The sequence below is a fragment of the Mycolicibacterium komossense genome (assembly GCF_025822605.1).
Classification (GTDB): Bacteria; Actinomycetota; Actinomycetes; order Mycobacteriales; family Mycobacteriaceae; genus Mycobacterium; species Mycobacterium komossense.
Map to the genome: position 1 here is coordinate 359,040 of NZ_JACKTY010000028.1, position 24,610 is coordinate 383,649.

At 66.4% G+C, this 24,610-nt stretch carries 22 protein-coding genes; 13 read left to right on the plus strand and 9 right to left on the minus strand.

The window, feature by feature from the left end:
- Positions 1–2: 2 nt before the first annotated feature.
- The 5 genes from H7J73_RS12630 to H7J73_RS12650 form a co-directional block, all read right to left on the minus strand.
- The gene (locus H7J73_RS12630) at positions 3–1,265 is read right to left on the minus strand and encodes a cysteine desulfurase (RefSeq protein WP_264067723.1); all 1,263 of its coding nucleotides are present in this window, start codon (positions 1,263–1,265) and stop codon (positions 3–5) included.
- 10 nt (positions 1,266–1,275) lie between these two features.
- The gene (sufC, locus tag H7J73_RS12635) at positions 1,276–2,049 is read right to left on the minus strand and encodes a Fe-S cluster assembly ATPase SufC (RefSeq protein WP_264067724.1); all 774 of its coding nucleotides are present in this window, start codon (positions 2,047–2,049) and stop codon (positions 1,276–1,278) included.
- A complete protein-coding gene (gene sufD / locus H7J73_RS12640; RefSeq protein WP_264067725.1) occupies positions 2,046–3,242 on the minus strand; it encodes a Fe-S cluster assembly protein SufD in 1,197 nt (398 codons plus the stop codon). Before sufD ends, sufC begins: the two co-directional genes overlap by 4 nt.
- Entirely contained in the window at positions 3,243–4,673 is a 1,431-nt protein-coding gene (sufB, locus tag H7J73_RS12645) for a Fe-S cluster assembly protein SufB (protein ID WP_264067726.1), read from the minus strand. It abuts the gene before it with no gap.
- Between the two features lie 78 nt (positions 4,674–4,751).
- The gene (locus H7J73_RS12650; RefSeq protein ID WP_435405476.1) at positions 4,752–5,510 is read right to left on the minus strand and encodes a helix-turn-helix transcriptional regulator; all 759 of its coding nucleotides are present in this window, start codon (positions 5,508–5,510) and stop codon (positions 4,752–4,754) included.
- A 56-nt stretch (positions 5,511–5,566) separates the two neighbouring features.
- Between H7J73_RS12650 and mptB the strand changes: the two genes are divergently transcribed.
- The 5 genes from mptB (at position 5,567) to H7J73_RS12675 (ending at position 11,165) form a co-directional block, all read left to right on the plus strand.
- Positions 5,567–7,360 (plus strand): polyprenol phosphomannose-dependent alpha 1,6 mannosyltransferase MptB, encoded by a 1,794-nt coding sequence (gene mptB, locus H7J73_RS12655; protein WP_264067728.1) that lies wholly within the window; start codon positions 5,567–5,569, stop codon positions 7,358–7,360.
- Positions 7,357–8,298 (plus strand): ABC transporter ATP-binding protein, encoded by a 942-nt coding sequence (locus H7J73_RS12660; protein ID WP_264067729.1) that lies wholly within the window; start codon positions 7,357–7,359, stop codon positions 8,296–8,298. Before mptB ends, H7J73_RS12660 begins: the two co-directional genes overlap by 4 nt.
- Positions 8,295–9,071: an ABC transporter permease gene (locus H7J73_RS12665; RefSeq protein WP_264067730.1), complete on the plus strand. Its 777-nt coding sequence runs from the start codon at positions 8,295–8,297 to the stop codon at positions 9,069–9,071. Before H7J73_RS12660 ends, H7J73_RS12665 begins: the two co-directional genes overlap by 4 nt.
- Positions 9,072–9,307: 236 nt before the next feature.
- The gene (locus tag H7J73_RS12670) at positions 9,308–10,273 is read left to right on the plus strand and encodes a COX15/CtaA family protein (RefSeq protein ID WP_264067731.1); all 966 of its coding nucleotides are present in this window, start codon (positions 9,308–9,310) and stop codon (positions 10,271–10,273) included.
- A gap of 88 nt (positions 10,274–10,361) precedes the next feature.
- Positions 10,362–11,165: a DeoR/GlpR family DNA-binding transcription regulator gene (locus H7J73_RS12675; RefSeq protein WP_264067732.1), complete on the plus strand. Its 804-nt coding sequence runs from the start codon at positions 10,362–10,364 to the stop codon at positions 11,163–11,165.
- On the opposite strand, the gene H7J73_RS12680 is transcribed toward H7J73_RS12675, so the two are convergent.
- Positions 11,148–11,876 (minus strand): inositol monophosphatase family protein, encoded by a 729-nt coding sequence (locus H7J73_RS12680; protein WP_264067733.1) that lies wholly within the window; start codon positions 11,874–11,876, stop codon positions 11,148–11,150. The genes H7J73_RS12675 and H7J73_RS12680 overlap by 18 nt on opposite strands.
- Positions 11,873–12,688, minus strand: coding sequence for a BtpA/SgcQ family protein (locus H7J73_RS12685; RefSeq protein WP_264067734.1), 816 nt, complete (start codon positions 12,686–12,688; stop codon positions 11,873–11,875). The genes H7J73_RS12680 and H7J73_RS12685 overlap by 4 nt, the downstream gene beginning before the upstream one ends.
- A gap of 187 nt (positions 12,689–12,875) precedes the next feature.
- Between H7J73_RS12685 and H7J73_RS12690 the strand changes: the two genes are divergently transcribed.
- The 6 genes from H7J73_RS12690 (at position 12,876) to H7J73_RS12715 (ending at position 19,341) form a co-directional block, all read left to right on the plus strand.
- Positions 12,876–14,363: an FGGY-family carbohydrate kinase gene (locus tag H7J73_RS12690; RefSeq protein WP_264067735.1), complete on the plus strand. Its 1,488-nt coding sequence runs from the start codon at positions 12,876–12,878 to the stop codon at positions 14,361–14,363.
- The gene (locus H7J73_RS12695; RefSeq protein WP_264067736.1) at positions 14,360–15,154 is read left to right on the plus strand and encodes an SDR family NAD(P)-dependent oxidoreductase; all 795 of its coding nucleotides are present in this window, start codon (positions 14,360–14,362) and stop codon (positions 15,152–15,154) included. Before H7J73_RS12690 ends, H7J73_RS12695 begins: the two co-directional genes overlap by 4 nt.
- A 64-nt stretch (positions 15,155–15,218) precedes the next feature.
- Positions 15,219–16,550 carry an ABC transporter substrate-binding protein gene (locus tag H7J73_RS12700; protein ID WP_264067737.1) on the plus strand — a complete coding sequence of 444 codons (1,332 nt, stop codon included), beginning with the start codon at positions 15,219–15,221 and terminating at the stop codon, positions 16,548–16,550.
- 40 nt (positions 16,551–16,590) lie between these two features.
- Entirely contained in the window at positions 16,591–17,442 is an 852-nt protein-coding gene (locus H7J73_RS12705; RefSeq protein ID WP_264067738.1) for a carbohydrate ABC transporter permease, read from the plus strand.
- A complete protein-coding gene (locus H7J73_RS12710) occupies positions 17,439–18,254 on the plus strand; it encodes a carbohydrate ABC transporter permease (RefSeq protein WP_264067739.1) in 816 nt (271 codons plus the stop codon). The genes H7J73_RS12705 and H7J73_RS12710 overlap by 4 nt, the downstream gene beginning before the upstream one ends.
- Before the next feature lie 25 nt (positions 18,255–18,279).
- Positions 18,280–19,341: an ABC transporter ATP-binding protein gene (locus tag H7J73_RS12715; protein WP_264067740.1), complete on the plus strand. Its 1,062-nt coding sequence runs from the start codon at positions 18,280–18,282 to the stop codon at positions 19,339–19,341.
- Here H7J73_RS12715 and H7J73_RS12720 read toward each other — a convergent pair.
- The gene (locus H7J73_RS12720) at positions 19,338–20,276 is read right to left on the minus strand and encodes an ATP-grasp domain-containing protein (RefSeq protein WP_264067921.1); all 939 of its coding nucleotides are present in this window, start codon (positions 20,274–20,276) and stop codon (positions 19,338–19,340) included. The two genes, H7J73_RS12715 and H7J73_RS12720, sit on opposite strands and share 4 nt — an antisense overlap.
- 31 nt (positions 20,277–20,307) lie before the next feature.
- Between H7J73_RS12720 and H7J73_RS12725 the strand changes: the two genes are divergently transcribed.
- Complete coding sequence (locus H7J73_RS12725; RefSeq protein ID WP_264067741.1) at positions 20,308–21,282, plus strand: quinone oxidoreductase family protein; 975 nt, start codon at positions 20,308–20,310, stop codon at positions 21,280–21,282.
- A 34-nt stretch (positions 21,283–21,316) separates the two neighbouring features.
- On the opposite strand, the gene H7J73_RS12730 is transcribed toward H7J73_RS12725, so the two are convergent.
- A complete protein-coding gene (locus H7J73_RS12730) occupies positions 21,317–22,246 on the minus strand; it encodes a heme o synthase (RefSeq protein WP_264067742.1) in 930 nt (309 codons plus the stop codon).
- A 250-nt stretch (positions 22,247–22,496) separates the two neighbouring features.
- On the opposite strand from H7J73_RS12730, the gene tkt reads away from it, so the two are divergent.
- Entirely contained in the window at positions 22,497–24,590 is a 2,094-nt protein-coding gene (gene tkt, locus H7J73_RS12735) for a transketolase (RefSeq protein WP_264067743.1), read from the plus strand.
- Positions 24,591–24,610 lie beyond the last annotated feature (20 nt).

The following is a 24,610-nucleotide window of genomic DNA, read 5'->3' on the forward strand; positions in this document are numbered from 1 at the left end:
GATCAGTCCCGCCCGAAGAATTCGAGCGCCCGGCGCACACCCGCGACCAGCCGGTCGACCTCGTCGAGAGTGTTGTACACCGCGAACGAAGCCCTGGCGGTGGCGGCGATCCCGAAGCGGCGGTGCAACGGCCACGCGCAGTGGTGACCGACGCGCACGGCGACCCCGTCGTCATCGAGCACCTGCCCGACATCGTGTGCGTGGACTCCGTCGACGACGAACGACACCGGCGAGCCGCGATGAGCCATCCGCGTCGGGCCGATGATGCGCACACCGGGGATGTCGGTGAGGCCCTGCACTGCCGCAGCCACCAGCTCCCGCTCGTGAACCGCGACCACGTCCATCCCGATCGCAGACAGGTACCGCGCCGCGGCGGCCAGACCGACGACCTGTGAGGTCATCGGAGTACCCGCCTCGAACCGCTGCGGGGCCGGCGCGTAGGTGGCGGCCTCCATGGTGACGGTTTCGATCATCGAGCCACCGGTCAGGAACGGCGGCATCGCATTGAGCAGTTCGCGCCGACCGTAAAGCACACCGATTCCGTTGGGCCCCAGCATCTTGTGCCCGGAAAAGGCGGCATAGTCGACATCGAGTCCGTGGAAGTCGACGGGCTCGTGCGGCACTGACTGGCAGGCGTCGAGCACTGTCAGCGCTCCGACGGCTTTGGCCCGCGCCACCAACTCGCCGACCGGCGCGATGGCGCCGGTGACGTTCGAGTGATGGGTGAAGGCGACAACTTTCACCGACGAGTCGAGCTGCAGCGAGTCCAGGTCGATCCGGCCGTCGTCGGTGACTCCATACCACTTGAGGGTCGCGCCGGTCCGGCGCGCGAGTTCCTGCCACGGGATCAGGTTCGCGTGGTGCTCCAACTCGGTGGTGACGATGACGTCGCCGGGGCCGACTGCGCGATCGAACCTGTTGTCGCCCAAAGCATACGAGACCAGATTCAGCGACTCGGTGGCGTTCTTGGTGAACACCAGCTCGTCAGGGTCAGCGCCGACGAACGCCGCGATGTCCGCCCGGCCCTGCTCGTAGGCGTCGGTGGACTCCTCCATCAACTGGTGGGCCCCGCGGTGCACCGCCCCGTTGGAGGTCAGCAGGAAATCCCGCTCGGCGTCGAGCACGGCGAGCGGCTTCTGCGACGTTGCACCGGAATCCAGATAGGCCAACTGATGGCCGCCACGCATGACCCGGCTCAGAATTGGAAAGTCAGCCCTGGTCGCAGCCAGATCCAGTGCCGGCCCCTGGCTCACCGAGATCGTCATGGCGATACCCCTAGGACCCTGCGGACGCGGCCTGCGTAAAGCGCTCGTAGCCGTGCTCTTCGAGCTCATCGGCCAGCTCAGGCCCGCCGGACTGAACGATACGTCCGTCGAAAAACACATGCACGAAAGCGGGGCGGATGTAGCGCAGGATGCGGGTGTAGTGCGTGATCAGCAGCAGGCCGCCGTGCTCGGTTTCCGCATACCGGTTGACGCCCTCGCTGACGATGCGCAGCGCGTCGACGTCCAGGCCCGAGTCGGTCTCGTCGAGGATCGCGATCTTCGGCTTGAGCAGGCCGAGCTGCAGGATCTCGTGACGCTTCTTCTCGCCGCCGGAGAATCCTTCGTTGACGCTGCGCTCGGAGAACGCCGGGTCGATGTCCAGATCGGACATCGCCGACTTGACCTCTTTGACCCAGTGCCGCAGCTTCGGTGCTTCGCCGCGCACCGCGGTGGCGGCCGTCCGCAGGAAATTCGACATCGAGACGCCGGGCACCTCGATGGGGTACTGCATCGCGAGGAACAGCCCGGCGCGGGCGCGCTCGTCGACGCTCATCGCCAGCACGTCGTCGCCGTCGAGGGTGATCGATCCCGAGGTGACGGTGTACTTCGGATGACCGGCAATGGCGTAGGACAGCGTGGACTTGCCGGATCCGTTGGGGCCCATCACCGCATGCGTCTCACCGGACCGCACCGTCAGGTTGACGCCCTTGAGGATCTCGATGTCGGCCGCGCCGCTGGGGTCCTTGACGCTGACGTGCAGATCTTTGATTTCCAGAGTGGTCATGATTGGGCTGCTTTCGATTCCGTGATCGCTAGTTCTCGTTCAATTGCTTCGGTGAGGCGCTCGCGCACCTGCGGGACAGCGATCTTCGCGATGATCTCGCCGAAGAAGCCCCGCACCACCAGTCGCCGCGCCTGATCCTCGGGAATTCCGCGGGCGCGCAGGTAGAAAAGCTGTTCGTCGTCGAAACGGCCGGTGGCACTGGCGTGCCCGGCGCCGGCGATCTCACCGGTCTCGATCTCCAGGTTGGGCACCGAGTCGGCGCGGGCGCCGTCGGTCAGTACCAGGTTGCGGTTCGCTTCGTAGGTGTCGGTGCCGGTGGCTTCGGCACGGATCAGCACGTCGCCGATCCACACCGTGTGCGCGTCGGGCTTCTTGGAGTCCGGATCACCTTGCAGCGCACCCTTGTACAGCACATCGGACTTGCAGTTCGGTACGGCGTGATCGACCAGCAGCCGGGATTCGAAGAACTGGCCGTCATCCGCGAAGTATGTACCGAGCAGCTGCGCCTCGCCGCCGGGAGCGGTGAACCGCACGGTCGCGGCGGTCCGCACGACGTCGCCACCGAGCGTGACATTGACGTGGCCGAGCACCGAGTCCTTGCCCAGACGGGCGTGGTGGGCGCTGACGTGGACCATGTCGTCGGCCCAGTCGGCGATCCAGATGACGCCCAGCGCGGCCGCGTCACCGACGATGATCTCGACGTTGTCGGCGTAGGTTCCGCTGCCGCGCAGGTCGACCACCACGATCGCCCGCGACAGTTCCTCGACGCGAATCTGCAGGTGCCCGTAGGCCACTGCACCTTCACCCGGGCCGGCGACGGTGATCTCGATGGGCTCCGCCACCTCGGTATCGCGCTTGACAGTCACCACCGTCGCCGAGTTGAACGACGAAAATGCCTGGGCCGCAACGCGATCGGATGGCACGCCGCCCTGGCCGAGACGTTCGTCGCCGCGGCGGACGGTCTCGACCGTCACACCATCGCGCTCGGAGACCTCGATGACCGCGGTGCCGGTCGCGGGTGCGGTGCCGTCGTGCAGGCCACGGAGTCGCTTGAGCGGAGTGAACCGCCACAGCTCGTCGCGCCCGCCGGGCACCTCGAAGGCATCGACATCGAACGAGGCGAATCGCTCGCCCTTGTTCTTGATGATCCCGGCGGTGCCTTCGACAGCTTCAGTGAGTTGATTCTGAACCATCTAGCCGACCGCGCCTTCCATCTGGAGCTCGATGAGACGATTGAGCTCCAGTGCGTATTCCATCGGCAGTTCCTTGGCGATGGGCTCGACGAAACCGCGCACCACCATCGCCATCGCCTCGTCCTCGGTCATGCCGCGGCTCATCAGGTAGAACAGCTGATCTTCGCTGACCTTCGACACAGTGGCCTCGTGTCCCATCGTGACGTCGTCCTCGCGGATGTCGACGTACGGATAGGTGTCGCTGCGGCTGATCGTATCGACAAGCAGCGCATCACATTTCACACTGGAGCGCGAACCGTGCGCACCCTTGTTGATCTGCACGAGGCCGCGGTAGGACGCCCGTCCGCCGCCGCGAGCGACCGACTTGGAGACGATGTTGGACGACGTGTTCGGCGCCAAGTGCAACATCTTGGCACCGGTGTCCTGATGCTGGCCCTCGCCGGCGAACGCCACCGAGAGCACTTCGCCCTTGGCGTGTTCACCGGTCATCCACACCGCCGGGTACTTCATGGTGACCTTCGAGCCGATGTTGCCGTCGATCCACTCCATGGTGGCGCCGGCTTCGGCGCGGGCCCGCTTGGTGACCAGGTTGTAGACGTTGTTCGACCAGTTCTGGATGGTGGTGTAACGGCAGCGACCACCGGGCTTGACGATGATCTCGACGACGGCCGAGTGCAGCGAATCGCTCTTGTAGATCGGCGCGGTACATCCCTCGACGTAGTGCACATAGGCGTCCTCGTCGACGATGATCAGCGTCCGCTCGAACTGACCCATGTTCTCGGTGTTGATCCGGAAATAGGCCTGCAACGGGATGTCGACGTGCACGCCCTTGGGGACGTAGATGAACGAGCCACCCGACCACACGGCGGTGTTCAGCGCGGAGAACTTGTTGTCCCCGGCGGGGATAACCGTGCCGAAGTACTCCCGGAACAGGTCGGGGTGTTCCTTCAGCGCGGTGTCGGTATCGAGGAAGATGACGCCGAGGGCCTCAAGATCCTCACGGATCGAGTGGTAGACCACCTCGGACTCGTACTGCGCGGCGACACCGGAGACCAGCCGCTGCTTCTCCGCCTCGGGGATGCCGAGCCTGTCGTAGGTGTTCTTGATGTCCGCGGGCAGGTCGTCCCACGTGGCAGCCTGCTTCTCGCTGGAGCGCACGAAGTACTTGATGTTGTCGAAATCGATCCCGTCGAGATCGGAACCCCAGTTCGGCATCGGCTTCTTGCCGAAGGTGCGCAGCGCCTTGAGCCGGATGTCGAGCATCCACTGCGGCTCGCTCTTCTTCGCCGAGATATCGGCCACCACAGCCTCGTTGATGCCCCGCTGAGCGCTCGCTCCGGCCACATCCGAGTCAGCCCAGCCGTAGCCGTACTTGCCCAGCGACGCAATCGTCTCTTCCTGGGTAAGTGGCGTTTCCGGTGTGAGTGTCATAGCGACACACTCCTTATTGCTCTTGTGGTGGCTTCGACGCGGGCTGAGCGCCGAAGGTTTTCTCTCGTCGTGCGTAGTTCAGTGCGCGCCGGGGCTCAGCGGTACGTGGGTGGTACAGGCGCAATCACCGTTGACGATCGTCGCGAGCCGTTGCACGTGGGTACCCAGCACCTCGGCCATCGCGTCCTGCTCGGCCTCGCACAGCTCGGGGAACTCCTCGGCGACGTGCGATACCGGGCAGTGGTGCTGACAGATCTGCACTCCCCTGATCGGCCCGCCGACCCTGGTCGTGGTGGTGGCGTACCCGGCCTTGGTGAACGCGTCGGCTACCCGGTCCGCGGCGCCTTCGATCTCGACTTCGGCATCGCCCCCGGCCGGCTGCACCCCGGCCAGAATCGTGTCGATACGCCTGCGGGCGAACGTCCGGACGGCGTCGTCGCCACCGATCTCCCTCAGCTGCCGCATGGCCGCCGACGCCAGATCGTCGTAAGTGTGCTCGAGCTTGGCCCGCCCGGCCGCCGTCAGCTGGTAGCGCTTGGCGGGACGACCCCGGCCCTCCTGCTGCCAGGCTGCACCCGCATTGGCCTGGGCATCACCGGCATCGATCAATGCGTCGAGGTGACGGCGTACACCGGCGGCGGACAAGCCCAGCCGCTCGCTAATCCGGCCCGCAGTAACCGGACCCGACTCCACGAGCAGGCGGATGATGGCCCTACGGGTGTCACCGTCGTGAGCGGGCGCGGCACCATCGTGCACGCGCGCAGCCTCGAGACGGATTTTCACAACACCAGTGTGACCCAATTCCCGGAACGGGTCCAGCAAGGGCACCCTTATCAAGTCGTCGCGATGCTCACAGGCCCGGACGGGAATAACGCGCCAGTTAGAGTGCTCTGGTGGCAGCCCGCCAACGCTCGCTGAGCTCGTCCATCGCCCGCTGGCACGGCGACGAGCGCACTGTCGGGTCACCGCTGAACGACGCCGAGGTCGTCGCGCTGCGGCGGACCCGGCTCTTCGGTGCCACCGGCACGGTGTTGATGGCGATCGGGGCCTTGGGCGCCGGTGCCCGACCTGTGGTGCAAGACCCGACCTTCGGGGTTCGGCTGCTGAACCTGCCATCGCGCATCCAGACGGTGTCGCTGACGATGACGACCACCGGCGCCGTGATGATGACGCTGGCCTGGTTGATGCTGGGCCGTTTCGCTGTTGGTCAATCGTCCGACTCCTCGTCGCCTCGTACCTCGGCGAACATTCGTCAGACCGCAGGCAAACGCCGGTTGATGTCGCGCAGCCAACTGGACCGCACGCTGATGCTGTGGGCATTGCCGCTACTGGTCGCGCCGCCGATGTACAGCAAGGACGTCTACTCCTATCTGGCGCAGAGCCAGATAGCGCGACTGGGCCTCGACCCCTACCGGGTGGGCCCGGCGCCGGGCCTCGGCCTCGATCACGTCTTTACCCTGTCGGTGCCGAGCCTGTGGCGGGAAACACCGGCGCCCTACGGCCCACTCTTCCTGTGGATCGGGCGCGGAATCTCCGAGCTCACCGGAGAGAACATCGTCTGGGCGGTGCTCGCCCACCGGCTGGTGGTGCTGCTCGGAGTCGGACTGATCGTCTGGGCGACGCCGCGGATCGCCCGACGATGCGGGGTGGCCGAGGTCAGCGCACTGTGGCTCGGTGCCTGCAACCCGCTGCTGTTCATGCACCTGGTCGCCGGCATCCACAACGAAGCGCTGATGCTCGGCCTGATGCTGGCCGGCACCGAATTCGCGTTACGCGGGATCGATTCCACCCGGCGGTTGGTGCCGCGGCCGGTGCACTGGCCGCACAACCGCACGGAGTGGATCACCTGGCGGCCGCTGGGCATGCTGATCGTCGGCGCCGTCCTCATCACCCTGTCGTCACAGGTCAAGCTGCCGTCGCTGCTGGCACTGGGTTTCGTCGCGATGGCCCTAGCCCATCGGTGGGGCGGCACGATCAAAGCCTTCCTGATGGCCAGTTGCAGTTTGGGCGCGCTGGCAGTGGCGGTGATGGCCGTCATCGGCTGGGCCAGCGGCCTCGGCTTCGGCTGGTTGTTCACCCTCGGCACCGCGAACGTCGTACGCAGCTGGATGTCACCGCCCACGCTGATCGCGCTCGGCACCGGACAGGTCGGCATCCTGCTGGGCCTCGGCGACCACACCACCGCCGTGCTGTCGCTGACCCGCGCCATCGGCGTGCTGATCATCTCCGTTCTGGTCACCTGGCTGCTGCTGTCGGTGCTGCGCGGTCGCCTACATCCGGTGGGCGGCCTCGGAGTGGCGCTTGGTGCCACCGTGCTGCTCTTCCCGGTGGTACAGCCCTGGTACCTGCTGTGGGCCATCATCCCGTTGGCTGCCTGGGCCACTCGACCCGGTTTTCGTATCGCGGCCATCACCGTCACTTTGATCGTCGGAATCTTCGGGCCCACCGCCAACGGTGACCGATTCGCGCTCTTCCAGATCGTCGATGCCACCCTGGCCAGCGCGCTGATCGTGGCGCTGCTGATGCTGATCACCCACCACCACCTGCCGTGGCGCAAATTGCCCGAGCCGGAGTCCGGAGACAACCCCGAGCCGGGGCCCGATGGCGAATCCCCGCCAGTTGAGTCGCATCCCACACCGGGGCAGGCACGTGCTGTCTCCGGCGGCGCCTACGCTGAGTCACCGTGAGTCCGGGTTCAAGTTCCTTTGGGGGACCTCCGTGCCGCCTGCGCGGGGTCACCAAGCGTTACGGCTCGACGACGGCTGTCTCAGAGCTGACCCTCGAGGTGCACCGGGCCGAAGTACTGGCGCTGCTCGGCCCCAACGGGGCCGGCAAGACGACGACCGTCGAGATGTGTGAGGGGTTCGTCAAACCCGACGCCGGTTCGATCGAGATCCTCGGCATGGACCCGTCGGCCGACAACGCCAAGCTCCGCGCCAGGATCGGCGTGATGTTGCAGGGTGGGGGCGGCTACCCCGCGGCCAGAGCCGGGGAGATGCTCGAGCTGGTCGCCGCCTACGCTGCCGATCCTCTGGATCCGCGCTGGTTGCTGGACACTCTGGGGCTGACCGAGGCCGCCCGCACCACCTATCGCAGGCTCTCCGGCGGCCAGCAGCAGCGCCTGGCTCTCGCCTGCGCGTTGGTCGGGCGACCGGAACTGGTCTTTCTCGACGAGCCCACCGCCGGGATGGACGCCCACGCCCGGCTGGTGGTCTGGGAGCTGATCGACGGGCTGCGCCGCGACGGCGTCACGGTGGTCCTGACCACCCATCAGCTCAAGGAGGCCGAGGAGCTGGCCGATCGGTTGGTGATCATCGACCACGGTGTCGCGGTGGCGGCCGGCACTCCCGCGGAACTCATGCGCTCGGGCGCGGAAGACCAGCTGCGCTTCACCGCGCCGCGACGGCTCGACCTGTCACTACTGATTTCGGCGCTGCCGGAGAATTACCAGGCCTCCGAGGTCGCCGCCGGCGAGTACCTGGTCGAGGGTCACATCGACCCGCAGGTGCTGGCCACGGTGACCGCGTGGTGCGCCCGCCTCGACGTGCTGGCCACCGATATGCGGGTCGAACAGCGCAGCCTCGAGGATGTCTTCCTTGATCTGACGGGCCGGGGGTTGCGATGAGTGAAGCACTTTTCCCACCGGGCACTTTCACGCCCGATCCGCGGCCGAGCACCGTGCAGAAGATGCTGGCCGCCCAGTTCGGGCTCGAACTCAAACTTCTGCTGCGCAACGGTGAGCAGCTCCTGCTGACGATGTTCATCCCGATCACCCTGCTGATCGGGCTGACGCTGCTGCCACTGGGTTCGTTCGGCGACCACCGGGCTGCCACCTTCGTTCCGGCCATCATGGCGCTGGCCGTAATCTCCACCGCATTCACCGGTCAGGCCATCGCCGTCGCCTTCGACCGCCGCTACGGAGCCCTGAAACGACTGGGCGCCACCGCCCTGCCCGTCTGGGGCATCATCGCCGGCAAATCGCTGGCCGTCATCGCCGTGGTGTTCCTGCAGGCAATCGTGTTGGGCGTCATCGGAGTTGCGCTCGGCTGGCGGCCCGAACCGGTCGGACTGCTACTGGGCGCTGTCGTCATCGCGCTGGGCACAGCGGGTTTCGCCGCGCTGGGCCTGCTGCTTGGCGGCACGCTGAAGGCCGAGATCGTGTTGGCCGTCGCCAACCTCCTGTGGTTCGTCTTCGCGGGCCTCGGCGCCCTGACCCTGGAGACGGGCGCTGTTCCCACCGCCATCAGATGGGTCGCCCGGCTGACCCCGTCCGGCGCACTGACCGAGGCGCTGTCGCAGGCCGTGACGATGTCGCTCGACTGGTTCGGGCTGGCCGTCCTCGCGGTGTGGGGCGTCATCGCGGCCGTCTGCGCGCTGCGATGGTTCCGCTTCACCTGAGCACTATCCCGTGGTGGGTCCGGCCAGGTGCGGCGCCGACGAGATCTGGGTCGAGCGTCCAGTTGCGACACGCCTGAGGTGCGAAAACGCGCGCTAACTGGACGTACGACGAAGTAGCGGCACCCGACCGTGGAGTCGCTCCCACCATGTCCCTACTACGGCCGTACTACCGCCCTACTACGGCCCTACTACGGCCCTACTACGGCCTGTAGTTTGCCGTCCTCTACGATCGGGCGATGTCCGTCAGTCGGTTTTTCCTGCGGCTGGTCGACGTGTTGCCCATGCCGAGCTTGCGGGCGCAGCGCGTCGTCGCGGCCCTGGTCATCCTCACCCAGGGCGGTATTGCCGTCACCGGTGCGATCGTCCGGGTGACGGCGTCAGGCCTTGGCTGTCCGACGTGGCCGCAGTGCTTTCCCGGCAGCTTCATCCCGGTCGCGCACGCCGAGGTGCCCCGCATCCACCAGGCCGTCGAATTCGGCAACCGCATGATCACCTTCGCGGTGGTGCTGACCGCGATCGCCGCCGTCCTGGCCGTCACCCGGGCCCGGCGCCGGCGCGAGGTGTTGGTGTATGCCTGGCTGATGCCCGCCTCGACGGTGGTGCAGGCGGTGCTCGGCGGAATCACCGTGCTCACCGGGCTGCTGTGGTGGACAGTGGCGATTCACCTGCTGGCCTCGATGACCATGGTGTGGCTCGCGGTCCTGCTGTACGTCAAGATCGGCGAGCCCGATGAAGCTGGATCCGGCGTGGCGCGGCTGCAGGTGCCGAAGGCCTTGCGTGCGTTGACGTTCCTCAGCGCCATAGTGCTCGCCGCGGTTCTGGTGACCGGGACGTTCGTCACGGGGGCCGGACCGCACGCCGGCGACAAGAGCGTAGACCGTCCGGTGGTGCGGCTACAGGTCGAGATCACCACGCTGGTGCACGCCCATTCGACGCTGCTGGTTGCCTATCTGGCGCTGCTGGTCGGGCTCGGTTTCGGCTTGGTGGCTGTGCGCGCCGCCCGGCCGATACGTACGCGCCTCGTCGTGCTGGTGGCCCTGGTCTGCGCTCAGGGCGTCGTCGGCGCGGTGCAGTTTTTCACCGGAGTGCCCGCAGCTCTGGTCGCGGTGCACGTCGCGGGTGCGGCGGCCTGTACCGCAGCGACCGCGGCGCTGTGGGCGTCGATGCGACCACGCAGCGAGGCGCAGTCCGCGCCGGACTGAGCGTTTCCCGCTCACACCATCCACACATGACGGTCGATATCGTTGTGATATCTGTGAATAATTAACAGCCTGCTCTATGCTGAGCTGCATGGCACCTGGCTTGAGCTCACACGCTCGGCGGGCGGCGATCGCCGCCCGCATCCACACCGACCGCGAGGTGGACTTCGCCACGCTGGCCGATGAATTCGGTGTTTCGGCGATGACCATCCGCCGTGATATCGAGCGGTTGGAGGATCAGGGCGTTGCGCGTCGGGTGCTCGGCGGGGCAATCGCGTTCGGCGGCAAATCGACCGAGCCATCCTTTGCCGCGCGGGCGGCCGATTCCGCCGACGAGAAACTGCACATCGCGCGCGCGGTCGCCGACCTGCTGACTCCACACGAGACGGTGATCCTCGACAGCGGCAGCACCGTACTGGCCGTGGCGCGCGCTCTGCGGGGCCGCGATCTCGGGCTGACGGTGATCACCCCCAGCGTTCTGGTGGCTGTCGAGCTGGCCGACGAACCGGAGACCACGATCCTGCTGACTGGCGGCAAGGTCCGCCCGGGGGAACTCAGCCTGATCGGCGCGGAGGCCGAGGATTTCTACTTGCGCTACAACTGCGACACCTACGTGATGGGTATCGCGGGCGTGGACGGTAAGCGCGGGGCGTCGGAGTATCACCGAGAAGAGGGCAACGTCAAGCAGGCGGCCATGCGCTCGGCAGACCGGGTGATAGTGGCCGCCGACGCCACCAAACTGGGCCGCGTGCAATTGATCAATGTCGCTCCAGTGGCCGATATTTCGGTGCTCGTCACCGATGGATCGCCGGCGCATCCGACGGTCGCGGCACTGAGGGCCGCAGGCGTCGACGTGGTGTGCGTCAACGCCGCCCGGTCAACGCCAGCGGGCTGACACCGCGCCGGAGTCCCGCATGACCTCGGCTCCAGCCTCTTCAGCGATCAAGGCGCCCGCCGCCCAGTCGTGGACCGCCAGATCATCCTCGACAAACGCGTCGAGACTGCCTTGTGCCAGCAGGCACAGATCGATTGCCGCCGCACCGAACCGCCGCATGTCGGTGTATCCGGCCATCAGGGTGTTCAGCTCCCGCAGTTGACGCCGACGATGACCCGGGTCGTAGGACAGCCCGGTCCCGACCAGGCGCACCGTCGACTGCAGCAGCGAAATCGGCAACGCCACCGTCTCGCCATTCGACTCGAGTTGTGCGCCAGCACCTTTGGCTGCGCTCCAGGTGGATCCCAGGGCGGGTGCGGACACCGCACCCGCCAGCCAACTACCGTCGGAGATCGAACGCACCCCCACCGACGTGGCGAAGTAGGGAATTCGACGGGTGTAGTTGGTGGTGCCATCGAGGGGGTCCACCACCCACTGCAGCGTTCCCGAACCGACATGTTCGGCAAGTTCCTCACCCAGCACCGAATCATGGGGCCTGGCCGCGAGGAGGACTGCGCGTACCACCTCCTCGGCAGCACGATCCACAGCGGTCACCACGTCACCGGGCGCGCTCTTGGTCGCCACGTCGACCGATTCGCCCAGTTTCTGCAGACAGACAGCTGCTCCGCGACGCGCAGCCTCGACCGCGAGCCGACGAAGATCCTCACTCATAACGTCTGACGGAATTCTTTGACCACACCCATCAATTCGGCGACCCTGGAGGCGACCGCCCTATTCTCGAAGAGACCGTCTTCCTTGAAGTAGGTGCCGACGATCGCCCCGTCGGCGATCGACAGCTGATCCGCCGCATTGTGTGCACGCACACCGGTATTGACGAAGACCGGCACTGCGCCGGCCGAATCCTTGACCACGCGTAGCGCCTGCGAGTCGGTCGGCGCCCCCGCCGTGAGGCCCGAGACGCAGATCGCGTCGGGCCGGGTGGCGAACACCGTCGTCGCCGTGACCGACGCGAGATCACGCTCAGCGAGGTAGACAGCAGATTCCGGCACGATGTTGAACAACAACTTCACGCCATCGCCGCCGATGCGGTGGCGATGGCGGGCGGTCGCCCCGACGTTGGTGTTCCACAGCCCGAAGTCGCTGGCATAGACACCGGTGAAGATCTCCCGCACCCACTGCGCTCCGGTTGCGACGGCCAGGTCGATAGACGCTCGGCCGTCCCACAACACATTGACGCCGAAGGGGACGGTGAATTCCCCCAGCAACTCACCGATCACTCGTGCCATCGTGATCGCGGTGATCGGCTCGGTCTGCGTGAGGTACGGCAGGCTGAACTCATTGGAGATCATCACGCCGTCGACGCCGCCCTCCTGCAGCGCCGCAAGTTCACCGCGCGCCCGGTCGACGACAGCGGCGATTCCCGCGACGGAATCGAATCCGGGATCGCCGGGCAACGCAGCCAGGTGCAGCATCGCGATCACCGGCTTGCGCACGGCAAATACCTCGTCGAGCCAAGTTGTCATGAGGAGCCCTCTCCGTTGTCCATCGTCCGCACGTTCCAAGATCGGTGTTACTAAATCACAGTTAGCGTACAGAATCTCGTGACATTGCGTTACATTCCCACATATCTTGTGAGAATCTAACAGACGCAGGGTAGTGTGATCTCACTGCGACGGAGCTTGGTGCGCAGCACCCAACAGAGAGGACGGCATGGCAGAGTTCACGATTGGCGTCGACATCGGCACCACGGGAACCAAAACCGTGCTCGTCGATGTCGCCGAGGCACGCATCGTCGCCCAGGCCGCACGAGAGACCCGGCTCTACGCCGACGCCCCCGGCCGAGCCGAAGCCGATCCCGCCCAGTGGCTGCACAACGTGCACGACGGCATTCGCGCAGTGCTGGCCGAATCGGGCGTGAGTACCGAGCGGATCGGCGCACTGGCCACCACCGGCATGGTTCCCGCGGTGGTACCCGTGGACAGCGCCGGCGCGCCGGTGGGTCGCGCGCTTTTGCAGAACGACGCCCGCGCCACCCGGGAAATCGATGAACTCAGAGGGCTGCTCGACGCCGAGGCGGTACTGGCCGCGACGGGCTCGGCGATCACCCAGCAGTCGGTTGCTCCGACCGCACTCTGGTTGCGTCGGCACGCGCCTGAGACCTGGAGTGACACCGCACATCTGGTCGGCTCGTACGACTGGGTGCTGATGGCTTTGGGCGCAGATCCCCACGTGGAATTGAACTGGGCCATCGAATCCGGGCTCGGCACCGTTGCCGGCGAGCGATTCGAGCCGATGTTCACCGCGGCCGAACTCGCCACCGATCTGGTGCCGCGGGTACTGGCGCCGGGGGCGCAGGCCGGCGAGCTCAGCTCGGCTGCTGCCGCCGCCACCGGACTTCCTGTCGGTCTACCCCTCATCGTCGGCGGCGCCGACCACGTGCTGTCTGCCTATGCAGCGGGTGTGAACAGCGCGGGTGACTGGCTGGTGAAGCTCGGCGGCGCCGGCGACATTCTGGCGGCCAGCGATCGTCCGGTCATCGACGGCCGGATGTACCTCGACGCGCATCCGATCCCAGGACACTGGCTTCCCAACGGCTGCATGGCGACCAGCGGCAGTCTGATCCGGTGGTTCCAGACGCTCTCCGGCGGCGTCGACCTGCTCGCGCTCGACGACGAGGCGGAGCATCGCGAGCCGGCCGAAATACTCTGTCTCCCCTACTTTCTCGGCGAGAAGAGCCCGTTGCACGATCCTGATCTGCGCGGCGCCTTCGTGGGACTGGATCTGGCCCACAGCCGTGCCGACATGTACCGGTCGGTGCTGGAGGCCATCGCGTTCGGCTTCAAACACCACACCGAGGTTTTCGATTCGATGGGCGTCCCGCTGCGGCGGGCGCTGGTCACCAACGGTGGCAGTCGCTCGGTGCTCTGGAAGCAGATCCTCGCCGACGTCCTCGACACGCCGCTGTCCCCGATCATCGGACATCCGGGCGCCTCACTGGGCGCGGCGGTGATCGCCGCGGTCGGCGTCGGCATCCTCGTCGACTTCAACCAGACCGCAAACTTCCGGACTCTGGGCGAACCCGTCACCCCCGATGCGCGCAACGCAGCGCGCTACGCCGACGCGTACGCCGAATGGCGCACGCTCGGCGATGTCCTGACTCCCGTCTCACACCGCCTCGCACGAAGGAACCGACCATGACTTCCTCTCCCAGCTCGTCCAGCCGCACCGTGGTTGTCACCGGCGCCGGTTCAGGTATCGGCCGCGCCATCGCCACCACACTCGCCGATCGTGGCTGGCGAGTGGTGGTCACCGATGTCAACGCGGCCGGCGCCGCGGAGACCGTCGCCGCACTGGCCGGCGGTGCCGAGCGCGGCCACGAGTCGGCCCATCTCGATGTGACCGACGGAGCAGCGGCGACGGTGCTGGCCGATGACGTCGCCGATCGCCTCGGTCTGCAGGCCTGGGTCAACAACGCGGGAATCTCGGCGATGGAGCGGTTCGTCGACGTCTCGCCTGAGCAATACCAGCGCACCCTCGACATCAACCTCAAGGGCGTGTTCCTGTGCGGGCAGGCCGCCGCGCGGACGATGATCCGCACCGGCACCCAGGGCTCGATCGTCAACACCGCATCGATGGCCGCCAAGCAGGGCCGCGTGCCATTCCTCTCCGACTATGTGGCATCGAAATTCGGCGTGCTAGGGCTCACCCAGGCGATGGCTTTCGAGCTGGCGGCCAACCAGATCACCGTCAACTGCGTGTGCCCCGGGTTTGTCGCGACCCCCATGCAATCGCGCGAGCTGGAGTGGGAGGCCCGCCTGACCGGCTCCACACCCGAAGGCGTCCAGAAGTCGTGGATCGACGCCACCCCGCTGGCTCGCCTGCAGACCCCCGATGACGTCGCACGCGCGGTGGCATTCCTGGTCTCCGATGACGCCCGGTTCATCACCGGCGAAGCGCTCTCGGTCAACGGTGGCGCCTACATGGATTGAGTTCGCGCCGGGCACGCATGAGCGACTCGATCCACCCAACCCGCACAAGGAAAAGTGAGGACCTATGAAAATTCCGATGTTCCGCCGTCGGCACGCGGCGCGACCGACGGCGACCCGATGGATTCCGGCGCTCGTTCTGACCGGGGCACTGACCCTGGCCGGCTGCGCTGGCAGCGGCGGCTCCGGCGAACAGCAGTCTTCCGGGCTCGGCGACGTTCCCACCGACACCGAGGGCACCGTGCGGGTTCTCATGGAGAACGTGCCCGACACCGACATCGTCAAGAGCCTGGTCGGTGAATTCAACCAGAAGTATCCGAAGGTCAAAATGGAGATCGAGACCATGACCTTCGACCAGATGCGGGACCGGCTGGTCTCGTCGTTCCAGTCGGCGCGCCCGGCCTACGACCTGATCGTGGTCGACAACCCGTGGATGGATGACTTCGCGGAAGCCGGGTTCCTGCAACCGCTGAACAAGCGGATCGACGCCACCACCGACTACCAGCCGAATGATTTCTTCCCGTCGCTGACCAAGATCACCGATGTCGACGGCACCACCTACGGCGTGCCGTTCTACAACTACGCACTGGGCTACATCTACAACACCCGCGACCTAGCCGAAGCCAAGCTCCAGGTGCCGACGGATCTGGACGCATTGGTGCAGACCTCACAGCGGCTCAAGACCGATACCCGCGCCGGCATCGCGATGCAGCCCCAGCGCGGCTACAAGATCTTCGAAGAATGGGCCAACTGGTTGTTCGCCGCCGGCGGGTCGATCTACGGCCAGGACGGCAAACCCACTCTCGACACCGAGCAGGCCGCCCGCGCTCTGAACGCCTACATCGAGACCTACCGCACCGCGGCACCGCCGAACAGCCTGTCCTGGGCGTTCGACGAGGCATTCCGCTCGGTGTCCAGTGGCCAGGCCGCCTCGATGGTCGGCTACAACTGGAACCTGCCCGCGCTCAACGATCCGGCCGGCGCCTCTGGTGAGCGTGCAGGTCAGTTCGCTCTCGCTCCTATCCCCGGCGGCAAGTCGGCCCTCGGCCTGTGGAGTTGGGCGATTCCGGCGAACTCGGCGACATCGGATGCGGCCTGGGCCTTCACCTCGTGGATCACCTCGCCGTCCGTCGACGCGCAGCGAGTAGCCAAGGGCGGCGCCGTCACTCGGCAGAGTTCACTCACCAACGCCGACGTCCTGGCTCATGGCTACGGTGCGGACTACTACAAGACCGTCGGTCAGATCCTCAACAACGCCGAGCCGCTCACTCAGGGCCGCAATGGTGAAGAAATGATCCAGGCCGTGGGAACCGAACTCAACGAAGCGGTCGCAGGCAACAAGAGCGTTGCCGACGCGCTGCGCGACGCCCAGGCAGCAGCGGAGCGGATTCAGAAGTGAGACAAGGGAATCCGACGGTCGCAGCGATAGGCGCAGCACAGTGAAATTCAAATACGGCATGCTGGCGCCGTTACTGGCGCTGTTCGCTGTGGCTGTCGGATTCCCGCTTTGTTACGCGGCCTATCTCAGCGTCACCAACTACCGCCTGACCGACCGGAAACCACCCGAGTTCGTCGGCACCGCCAATTTCACCAGCGCATTGACGAACTCGTCGTTCTGGGAGGCCTTCGGCACCACCGCCCTGTATGTGGTGGTGGCGGTGAGCTTGGAGCTGGTCATCGGCTTCGCCATCGCGTTGTCGCTGCAACAACAAAAATGGGCCAAGGACTTGTCCAGGGCGATTGTGCTCGGGCCCATGTTCATCACCCCCATCGCCGTTGGCCTGATCTTCCGGTTCCTGCTCAACGACCAGATCGGCGCGATTCCGGCGCTCCTGCACGCGGTGGGGGCCGACTACGACTTCTTCGGTCCCGGCCGCGCGCTGCTGACCCTGGCCTTCATCGACGTATGGCAGTGGACTCCGTTCATGGTGCTGCTCATCCTGGCCGGGCTGGAGTCGATGCCCAAGCAGCCGCTGGAGGCCGCGCGCGTCGACGGCGCGAGTCCGCTCTACCAGCTCCGCCGGGTGATGATTCCGATGCTCGCCCCGGTGCTGACGGTGGCAGTGCTGCTGCGCGGACTGGACGCGCTGCGAGTCTTCGAATACGTCTACGCCACCACCCGTGGCGGTCCGGGCACGGAAACCCAGACGCTGCAGTACTTCATGTACTTGGAGGGCATCCAGTTCTTCCGGCTGGCAGGGGCCAGCGCAATGGCGTTCATCGTGCTCGTGCTGGTGCTCGGGGTGATCGTGGTGGCGTTCCGCACGATGGAAAGAAACAGGACGCGATGAGCCGCCCCCGCTGGTTAGAAATCCTCCGCATCGCCGTACTGACCGCGACGTTCGTCTTCGTGCTCGTCCCGATCGTGTGGGTGGCGTTGGCGAGCTTCAAGACGCCCGCCCAGATGGCCGAGCCGTTCCTGGTCACGTTCGGGCCGACGCTCGACAACTGGCGATCGGTGCTCGACTCCGGAATCCTCTCCGCGGCCGGGCGCAGCCTCATCGTCGGTCTCGTCACCGTGTCGATCAGCCTGGTGGTCGGCAGCATGGGCGCCTACGTGATCGCCAAATTCCGCGCCGGCGGTTCGTTGACCCGGTTCGGCATGCTGGCCGCGCAGGTCGTGCCGCCGGCGGTGATGGTCTTCCCGTTCCTGACCATGGCGCACGCTCTGCGGCTGACCGACACGCTGGTCCCGGTGATCTTCGCGCACCTGAGCTTCGTGCTGCCGCTGGTGACCTGGTTCCTGATCGGCTTCTTCGAAGCGGTGCCCTCCTCACTCGAAGAACAGGCCCGCGTCGACGGCTTCACCCGCTGGCAGGCCTTCCGGCTGGTGGTGTTGCCGCAGGTGTTGCCGGGGATCGGGGCCGCAGGCATCTTCGGGTTCACGCTGTCATGGAACGACATGTTCTACGGGCTGATCCTGGCTCCGGGAAACGCCGCGATCCTGCCGGTGGCGATCTCGAACTTCAATACGTTCCGCGGCGTCCAGATCGGCGCGATGAGTGCGGCCATCATGATCGCGATCATCCCTGTCCTGATCGCCAGCTTCTTCATCCAGCGACGCCTGGTCCAAGGGATCAGCGGCGGCGCGGTCAAGTACTAGTCAACACAACGAGCGAGGTTCGCACATGGCGTCAGTGACATTCTCGAAAGTCAACAAGTCCTACGGAACGGCGACGGTGGTCTCCGGGCTGGATCTCGAACTCGCCGACGGCAGCATGACTGTTCTGGTGGGGCCGTCCGGCTGCGGAAAAACGACCTCGCTTCGGATGCTGGCCGGTCTGGAGGAGGTGACCTCCGGCACGATTCATATCGCAGACCGGGACGTCACCCGGCTGGAACCCAAAGAACGCGATATCGCGATGGTGTTCCAGAACTATGCGCTCTACCCACACCTGTCAGTGCGCGAGAATATCGCTTTTCCGTTGCGCGCCAAGCGGATCGACCGCACGGAAGCACTGCGCCGGGCCGACGAGATCGCCGAGTCACTGGGGCTGGGTGCACTCGTGGCACGCAAGCCCAAGGATCTCTCGGGTGGCCAGCAGCAGCGGGTGGCCATCGGCCGAGCGATCATCCGCGAGCCCGCGGTGTTCCTGTTCGACGAGCCGCTGAGCAACCTCGACGCCAAACTGCGCGTGGAGACCCGAACCGAATTGCTGCGGTTACAACGCCAGCTCGGTATCACCTCGCTGTATGTCACCCACGATCAGGAAGAGGCGATGACGCTCTCGGACCGCATCGTGGTGATGCGCGACGGCCAGGTGGCGCAGGCCGGCCCGCCCGAGGAGGTCTACCTGCGGCCCGCCGACACCTTCGTCGCGACGTTCGTCGGCAGCCCGAAGATGAACCTGATCGACGGCGCGGTCAGCGCAGGAGAGCTTCGAACCGAATCGGGTATCAGGATCGCCATCGGGGCATCCGACACCGCGGCGGTGACCATCGGTATCCGCCCCGACGACCTCACGCTGACCCCAGCACCCGACGGCGAAGCGGCCGTGGAACTGGTCGAACTCCTGGGTCCGCGTGCCATCGTCACTGTGCGAGCGGCCGATCAGCGGCTGACCAGCGTGGTCGAGGCCGGCACGCTCGCTGACATCACGCCGGGCGCGACGGTTCGCCTGTCCGCCCGGGAGGTCCATCACTTCGATGTGACGACCGGAATCCGGTTGGCCGGCGCGGCCCCGCGCTAGGGGCGTCGATGCGAGAGCGGACCGAGATCCAGCCGTTCGAGGGCTGATTCGACTCCCAGCGCGAAGTTCCGCTGGGCATCGGTGCGCGCGGCTGGCTCCAGTTGACGCCAACCCAACGACGGTTCGACGAGTTCCAGCTCCAGCAGCTGTGGGTCGTCGTGGCCGCCGAGGATGTCCACCCGGGCGTAGAGGAAATCCGCCGGTGTCGTGCCCAGCCGGGCCGCGGCCGCGGCCAGCGCGGCGTGTCCGACGTCCCACAGTGCGAAGTCCGGGTCCGCGGTGCTCAGCGATTCCTCTGCGTAGGTGCCGGATTCGTCGAAAACCGGCCGTTGTCCCGGCGCCGGCAGGATCGGACCCTTGGTGAACGCATGCGACGGCCGCCCGCCGAGAAACACCAGGGCCGTCTCCCCCGCCTCGACATGCGGGTTGTAGGGCTGGACCAACACAGTCGAGCCGTTCTCCTGCAGTTTCGCGGCGTGATCACGGGCCGCACAGTGGTCGGTGAAGCGTTGCGCACCAACCGATCCCGCACCGATGGCCGGCTTGACCACCACTTCCCCACCGGGTAGGTGCACCGCCTCCCCCGGCGCGAAGAATTCACTCTCCACGACGGGGACCCCGGCGACCGCCAGATCGTGCAGGTATCGCTTGTCGGTGTTCCACGTGATCACCGGAGGCGCGTTGAGCAGGTGGGGCACCCGCGTCGTCCAGTCCAGGAAGTCCTGCAGGCGTTCGATGTAGTCCCAGGTGGCCCGCAGGATCACCAGGTCGCTGTCGAGCGTGGCGGGGTCGTCCCAGGACAGCCAGCGGGCGTGCAGACCCCGCTCCCGCAGGGCGGCGACCAGTCCGTCGTCGTCGCCGTCACCTCGTACCAGCTTCGGGCAGCCGGCCAACACGATCCTGGGATGGAAGATATCGGGCCGTGCCAACTTCATGCGAACCTCACGATTGGGGATGATAGTCAGCATGCACGCAATCGAAATCGCGCAAACCGGCGGTCCTGAAGTCCTGACCTTCGTCGAGAAGCCGCAACCCGAACCCGGCACCGGCCAGGTACTGATCAAGGCCGACGCCGTCGGGGTGAACTTCATCGACACCTATTTCCGGTCCGGGCTCTATCCGCGGGAGGTCCCGTTCATCGTCGGCAGCGAGGTGTGCGGCACGGTGGCCGCGATCGGCGACGACGTGGCCGCTCTGAATATCGGCGACCGTGTCGTGACCGCCAACGCCGTCGGCGCGTACGCCGAATACTGCCTGGCACCAGCTGATTTCGTCGCATACGTACCCGACGCGGTGCCCTCCGAGGCGGCGGCATCGGCCCTGCTCAAGGGGATGACAGCGCACTATCTGATCAAGTCGGTGTACCCGATCCAGTCGTCGGACACCATCCTGGTGCATGCCGGCGCCGGCGGTGTCGGGCTGATCCTGACGCAGTGGGCGACCAGCATCGGCACCCGGGTGATCACCACCGTGTCCACTCCGGAGAAGGCCGAACTGTCCCGACAGGCGGGTGCCGTCGAGGTCTTGGATTATCCGGAGGATCCCACCGAATTCGCCGCCACCATCCGCGAGTTGACCAATGGCGCCGGCGTCGCCGCCGTCTACGACGGGGTCGGCGCCAGCACATTCGACGCCAGCCTGGCCAGCTTGGCCATCCGGGGCACGCTCGCGCTGTTCGGGGCGGCCAGCGGCCCGGTACCGCCGGTCGACCCGCAGCGGCTCAACAGCGCCGGCTCGGTCTACCTGACCAGGCCCACGCTGGCGCATTTCACCCGGACGCCCGACGAGTTCTCCTGGCGCGCCGGCGAGGTCCTGGACGCGATCGCCTCGGAGGCGATCACCATCACCGTCAGCGAGCGCTACCCGCTGGAGCAGGCCGAGCAGGCCCATCGCGATCTGCAGGGCCGCAAGACGGTCGGGTCGATCGTGCTGGTCCCCTAGCGAGGCGCTCAGCCCGCCGGTTGGGCTCGGCGGCTCAGCGGAAGATGAGCGGCAACGACAGGGCCGAGTCGACGGCCAGCGCGCAGAACACCACGGCCAGATAGTTGTTCGACTGCAGGAACAGCTTCAGTGGCTTGACCGGTTCGCCGCGGCGCACACCGGCGTAGAGCTGATGGGCCATCGCCAGGAACCACACCCCGGCCAGTAGGGCGACCGATGCGTACAGCCACCCCGCCGCCGGGGCCAGCGCCAGCGTCGCCAGCACGGTCACCCAGGTGTAGATGACGATCTGGAAGGTGACCTGACGCTCCGTGCGTACCGCGGGCAGCATCGGCACGCCCGCCGCCTTGTAGTCGTCCTTGTAGCGCATCGCCAGCGCCCAGGTGTGCGGTGGCGTCCAGAAGAAGATGATCGCGAACATCACCAGCGCGGGCCAGCCGATGGTCCCGGTGACCGCCGACCAGCCGATCATCACCGGCATGCACCCCGCGGCACCACCCCACACCACGTTCTGGGAGGTGCGCCGCTTGAGCAGCAGCGTGTAGACGAAGACGTAGAAAGCGATGGTGGCGACGGCGAGCACACCGGAGAGCAGGTTGGTGGTCCACCACAGCCAGAAGAACGAACCGATCGAGGTGGCCAGCCCGAAGATCAGGGCGTGCCTGGTGGGCACGGTCTCTCGCGCCAGCGGACGCAGCGCAGTGCGCTTCATCACCTTGTCGATGTCGGCGTCGGCGACGCAGTTCAGCGTGTTGGCACCTGCGGCGGCCAGCATGCCGCCGAAGAGGGTGTTGACGATCAACAGCGGATTGACGATGCCGCGCTCGGCCAACAGCATCGCGGGGATGGTGGTCACGAGCAGCAGCTCGATCACTCGGGGTTTGGTGAGCGCGAGGTACGCCAGCAATCTGGTACGCAACCGGCTGGGCGCCCCTTTGTTGTGATAGCGCTCGCGAATGCTCACGCAGGTAACTCCTAAATATCGCGAGGGGGGGCGGCAGCCGCGCAGCTTCTACTACAGACGATGGTAGACCGAAGTCGAACGGCCCCGTTACCGCAGGGTCGGTTCTGGACAGGTTCGCACGGCGCATCGACCATCCCAAGGTGAAGGGTCGGCGAAATCCTGGCGGATGTGCCCTGCAGCGACGGACCCACGACCATTAGGGTTGCCTAGAACGGCTTGCCAGCCAGACGTGCCATCGAGGAGTGTGCTTGTGACGACAGTCGAAGAGATTTCCGAACTGACCCGACCCCATCACCCGGACAACTGGGTTGACGTCGATTCGGAGGCGGTGGACACCGTCCGGGTACTCGCGGCGGATGCCGTGCAGAAGGTCGGAAACGGCCACCCCGGGACCGCGATGAGCCTGGCCCCGCTGGCGTACACGCTGTTCCAGCGCCAGATGCGCCACGACCCCAGCGATGTGCACTGGCTGGGCCGCGACCGCTTCGTGCTGTCCTGCGGACACAGCAGCCTCACGCTCTACATCCAGCTCTACCTCGGCGGCTTCGGCCTCGAGCTCTCCGATATCGAGTCGCTGCGGACGTGGGGATCCAAGACGCCCGGTCACCCGGAGTTCCGGCACACCGACGGTGTGGAGATCACCACCGGACCGCTGGGGCAGGGCCTGGCATCGGCGGTCGGCATGGCAATGGCCGCGCGCTACGAGCGCGGTCTTTTCGACCCGGACGCGGCACCCGGCACCAGCCCGTTCGACCACTTCATCTACGTGATCGCCTCCGACGGCGACATCGAAGAGGGCGTCACCTCCGAGGCGTCGTCGCTGGCCGGCACCCAGCAGCTGGGCAACCTGATCGTGTTCTACGACCACAACCAGATCTCCATCGAGCACGACACGAACATCGCTTTGAGCGAGAACGTCGCTGACCGCTACCGCGCCTACGGCTGGCATGTGCAGGAGGTCGAGGGCGGCGAGAACGTCACGGGTATCGAAGCGGCCATCGAGGCGGCCAAGGCCGTGACCGACAAGCCGTCGTTCATCCAGCTGCGCACGATCATCGGCTATCCCGCGCCGACCAAGATGAACACCGGCGGCGTGCACGGCTCGGCGCTGGGCGACGACGAGGTGGCCGCCACCAAGCGCGTGCTGGGCTTCGACCCGGAGAAGAAGTTCGAGGTCCGCGACGAGGTCATCGAGCACACCCGCAAGCTGGTGGAGCGCGGCCGCGAGGCACACGAGAAGTGGCAGCCCGAGTTCGACGCCTGGGCCGAGCGCGAGCCGGAACGCAAGAAGCTGCTGGACCGGCTGCTGGCGCAGGAACTGCCCGAGGGCTGGGATGCCGACATCACCTACTGGGAGCCGGGTTCCAAGCCGCTGGCCACCCGGGCCGCCTTCGGCAAGGTGCTCAACGACGTCGCACCGAAGCTGCCCGAACTGTGGGGCGGCTCCGCCGATCTGGCGGGTAGCAACAACACCACCATCGCGGGCGCGAAATCCTTCGGCCCGACGTCGATCTCGACCAAGGACTACACGGCCGATCCGTACGGACGGGTGCTGCACTTCGGCATCCGCGAGCACGCGATGGGTTCGATCCTGTCCGGCATCGCGCTGCACGGCCCGACTCGAGCATTCGGCGGCACGTTCCTGCAGTTCGCCGATTACATGCGCGGCGCGGTCCGGCTGGCGTCGCTGATGGACATCGACACCATCTACATCTGGACCCACGACTCCATCGGTCTCGGCGAGGACGGACCCACCCACCAGCCGATCGAGCACCTGGCCGCGTTGCGGGCCATCCCGAACCTGTCGGTGGTCCGGCCGGGCGACCCGAACGAGACGGCGAATGCGTGGCGCTCCATCCTGGCTCGCGGCAACGGCAGCGGTCCGGTGGGTTTCATCCTCACCCGACAGGGCATCCCCGTGTTGGAAGGAACCGACGCCGACGGCGTGGCCAAGGGCGGCTACGTGCTCGGCGGTGGCAATCCGGCAGATGACGCCGACGTCATCATCATCGCCACCGGTTCGGAACTGCAGTTGGCAGTGGAGGCCAAGAAGTTGTTGGCCGCCAAGGACATCACCGCCTATGTGGTTTCGATGCCCTGCGTCGAATGGTTCGAAAGCCAGCCCAAGGAGTACCGCGACAGTGTGCTCCCCCCGGGCGTCTCGGCCCGGGTCGCTGTCGAAGCCGGTATCGCGATGCCGTGGCACAAGCTGGTAGGCGACACCGGCGAGATCATCTCGATCGAGCACTACGGCGAGTCCGCCGACGACAAGACGCTGTTCCGCGAGTTCGGGTTCACCCCGGAGGCGGTTGTCGCGGCCGCAGAACGCACGTTGGACAACTGAATCAGCAACCCTCCAGACAT

Coding starts and splice junctions, on each gene's coding strand:
- H7J73_RS12630 (WP_264067723.1), bottom strand. CDS start 1,265: ATGACGATCTCGGTGAGCCAGGGGCCGGCACTGGATCTGGCTGCGACC.
- H7J73_RS12700 (WP_264067737.1), top strand. CDS start 15,219: ATGAAAATTCCGATGTTCCGCCGTCGGCACGCGGCGCGACCGACGGCG.
- H7J73_RS12675 (WP_264067732.1), top strand. CDS start 10,362: ATGGCACCTGGCTTGAGCTCACACGCTCGGCGGGCGGCGATCGCCGCC.
- sufC (WP_264067724.1), bottom strand. CDS start 2,049: ATGACCACTCTGGAAATCAAAGATCTGCACGTCAGCGTCAAGGACCCC.
- sufB (WP_264067726.1), bottom strand. CDS start 4,673: ATGACACTCACACCGGAAACGCCACTTACCCAGGAAGAGACGATTGCG.
- H7J73_RS12665 (WP_264067730.1), top strand. CDS start 8,295: ATGAGTGAAGCACTTTTCCCACCGGGCACTTTCACGCCCGATCCGCGG.
- H7J73_RS12695 (WP_264067736.1), top strand. CDS start 14,360: ATGACTTCCTCTCCCAGCTCGTCCAGCCGCACCGTGGTTGTCACCGGC.
- H7J73_RS12715 (WP_264067740.1), top strand. CDS start 18,280: ATGGCGTCAGTGACATTCTCGAAAGTCAACAAGTCCTACGGAACGGCG.
- sufD (WP_264067725.1), bottom strand. CDS start 3,242: ATGGTTCAGAATCAACTCACTGAAGCTGTCGAAGGCACCGCCGGGATC.
- H7J73_RS12710 (WP_264067739.1), top strand. CDS start 17,439: ATGAGCCGCCCCCGCTGGTTAGAAATCCTCCGCATCGCCGTACTGACC.
- H7J73_RS12725 (WP_264067741.1), top strand. CDS start 20,308: ATGCACGCAATCGAAATCGCGCAAACCGGCGGTCCTGAAGTCCTGACC.
- H7J73_RS12685 (WP_264067734.1), bottom strand. CDS start 12,688: ATGACAACTTGGCTCGACGAGGTATTTGCCGTGCGCAAGCCGGTGATC.
- H7J73_RS12720 (WP_264067921.1), bottom strand. CDS start 20,276: ATGAAGTTGGCACGGCCCGATATCTTCCATCCCAGGATCGTGTTGGCC.
- H7J73_RS12680 (WP_264067733.1), bottom strand. CDS start 11,876: ATGAGTGAGGATCTTCGTCGGCTCGCGGTCGAGGCTGCGCGTCGCGGA.
- H7J73_RS12690 (WP_264067735.1), top strand. CDS start 12,876: ATGGCAGAGTTCACGATTGGCGTCGACATCGGCACCACGGGAACCAAA.
- H7J73_RS12670 (WP_264067731.1), top strand. CDS start 9,308: ATGTCCGTCAGTCGGTTTTTCCTGCGGCTGGTCGACGTGTTGCCCATG.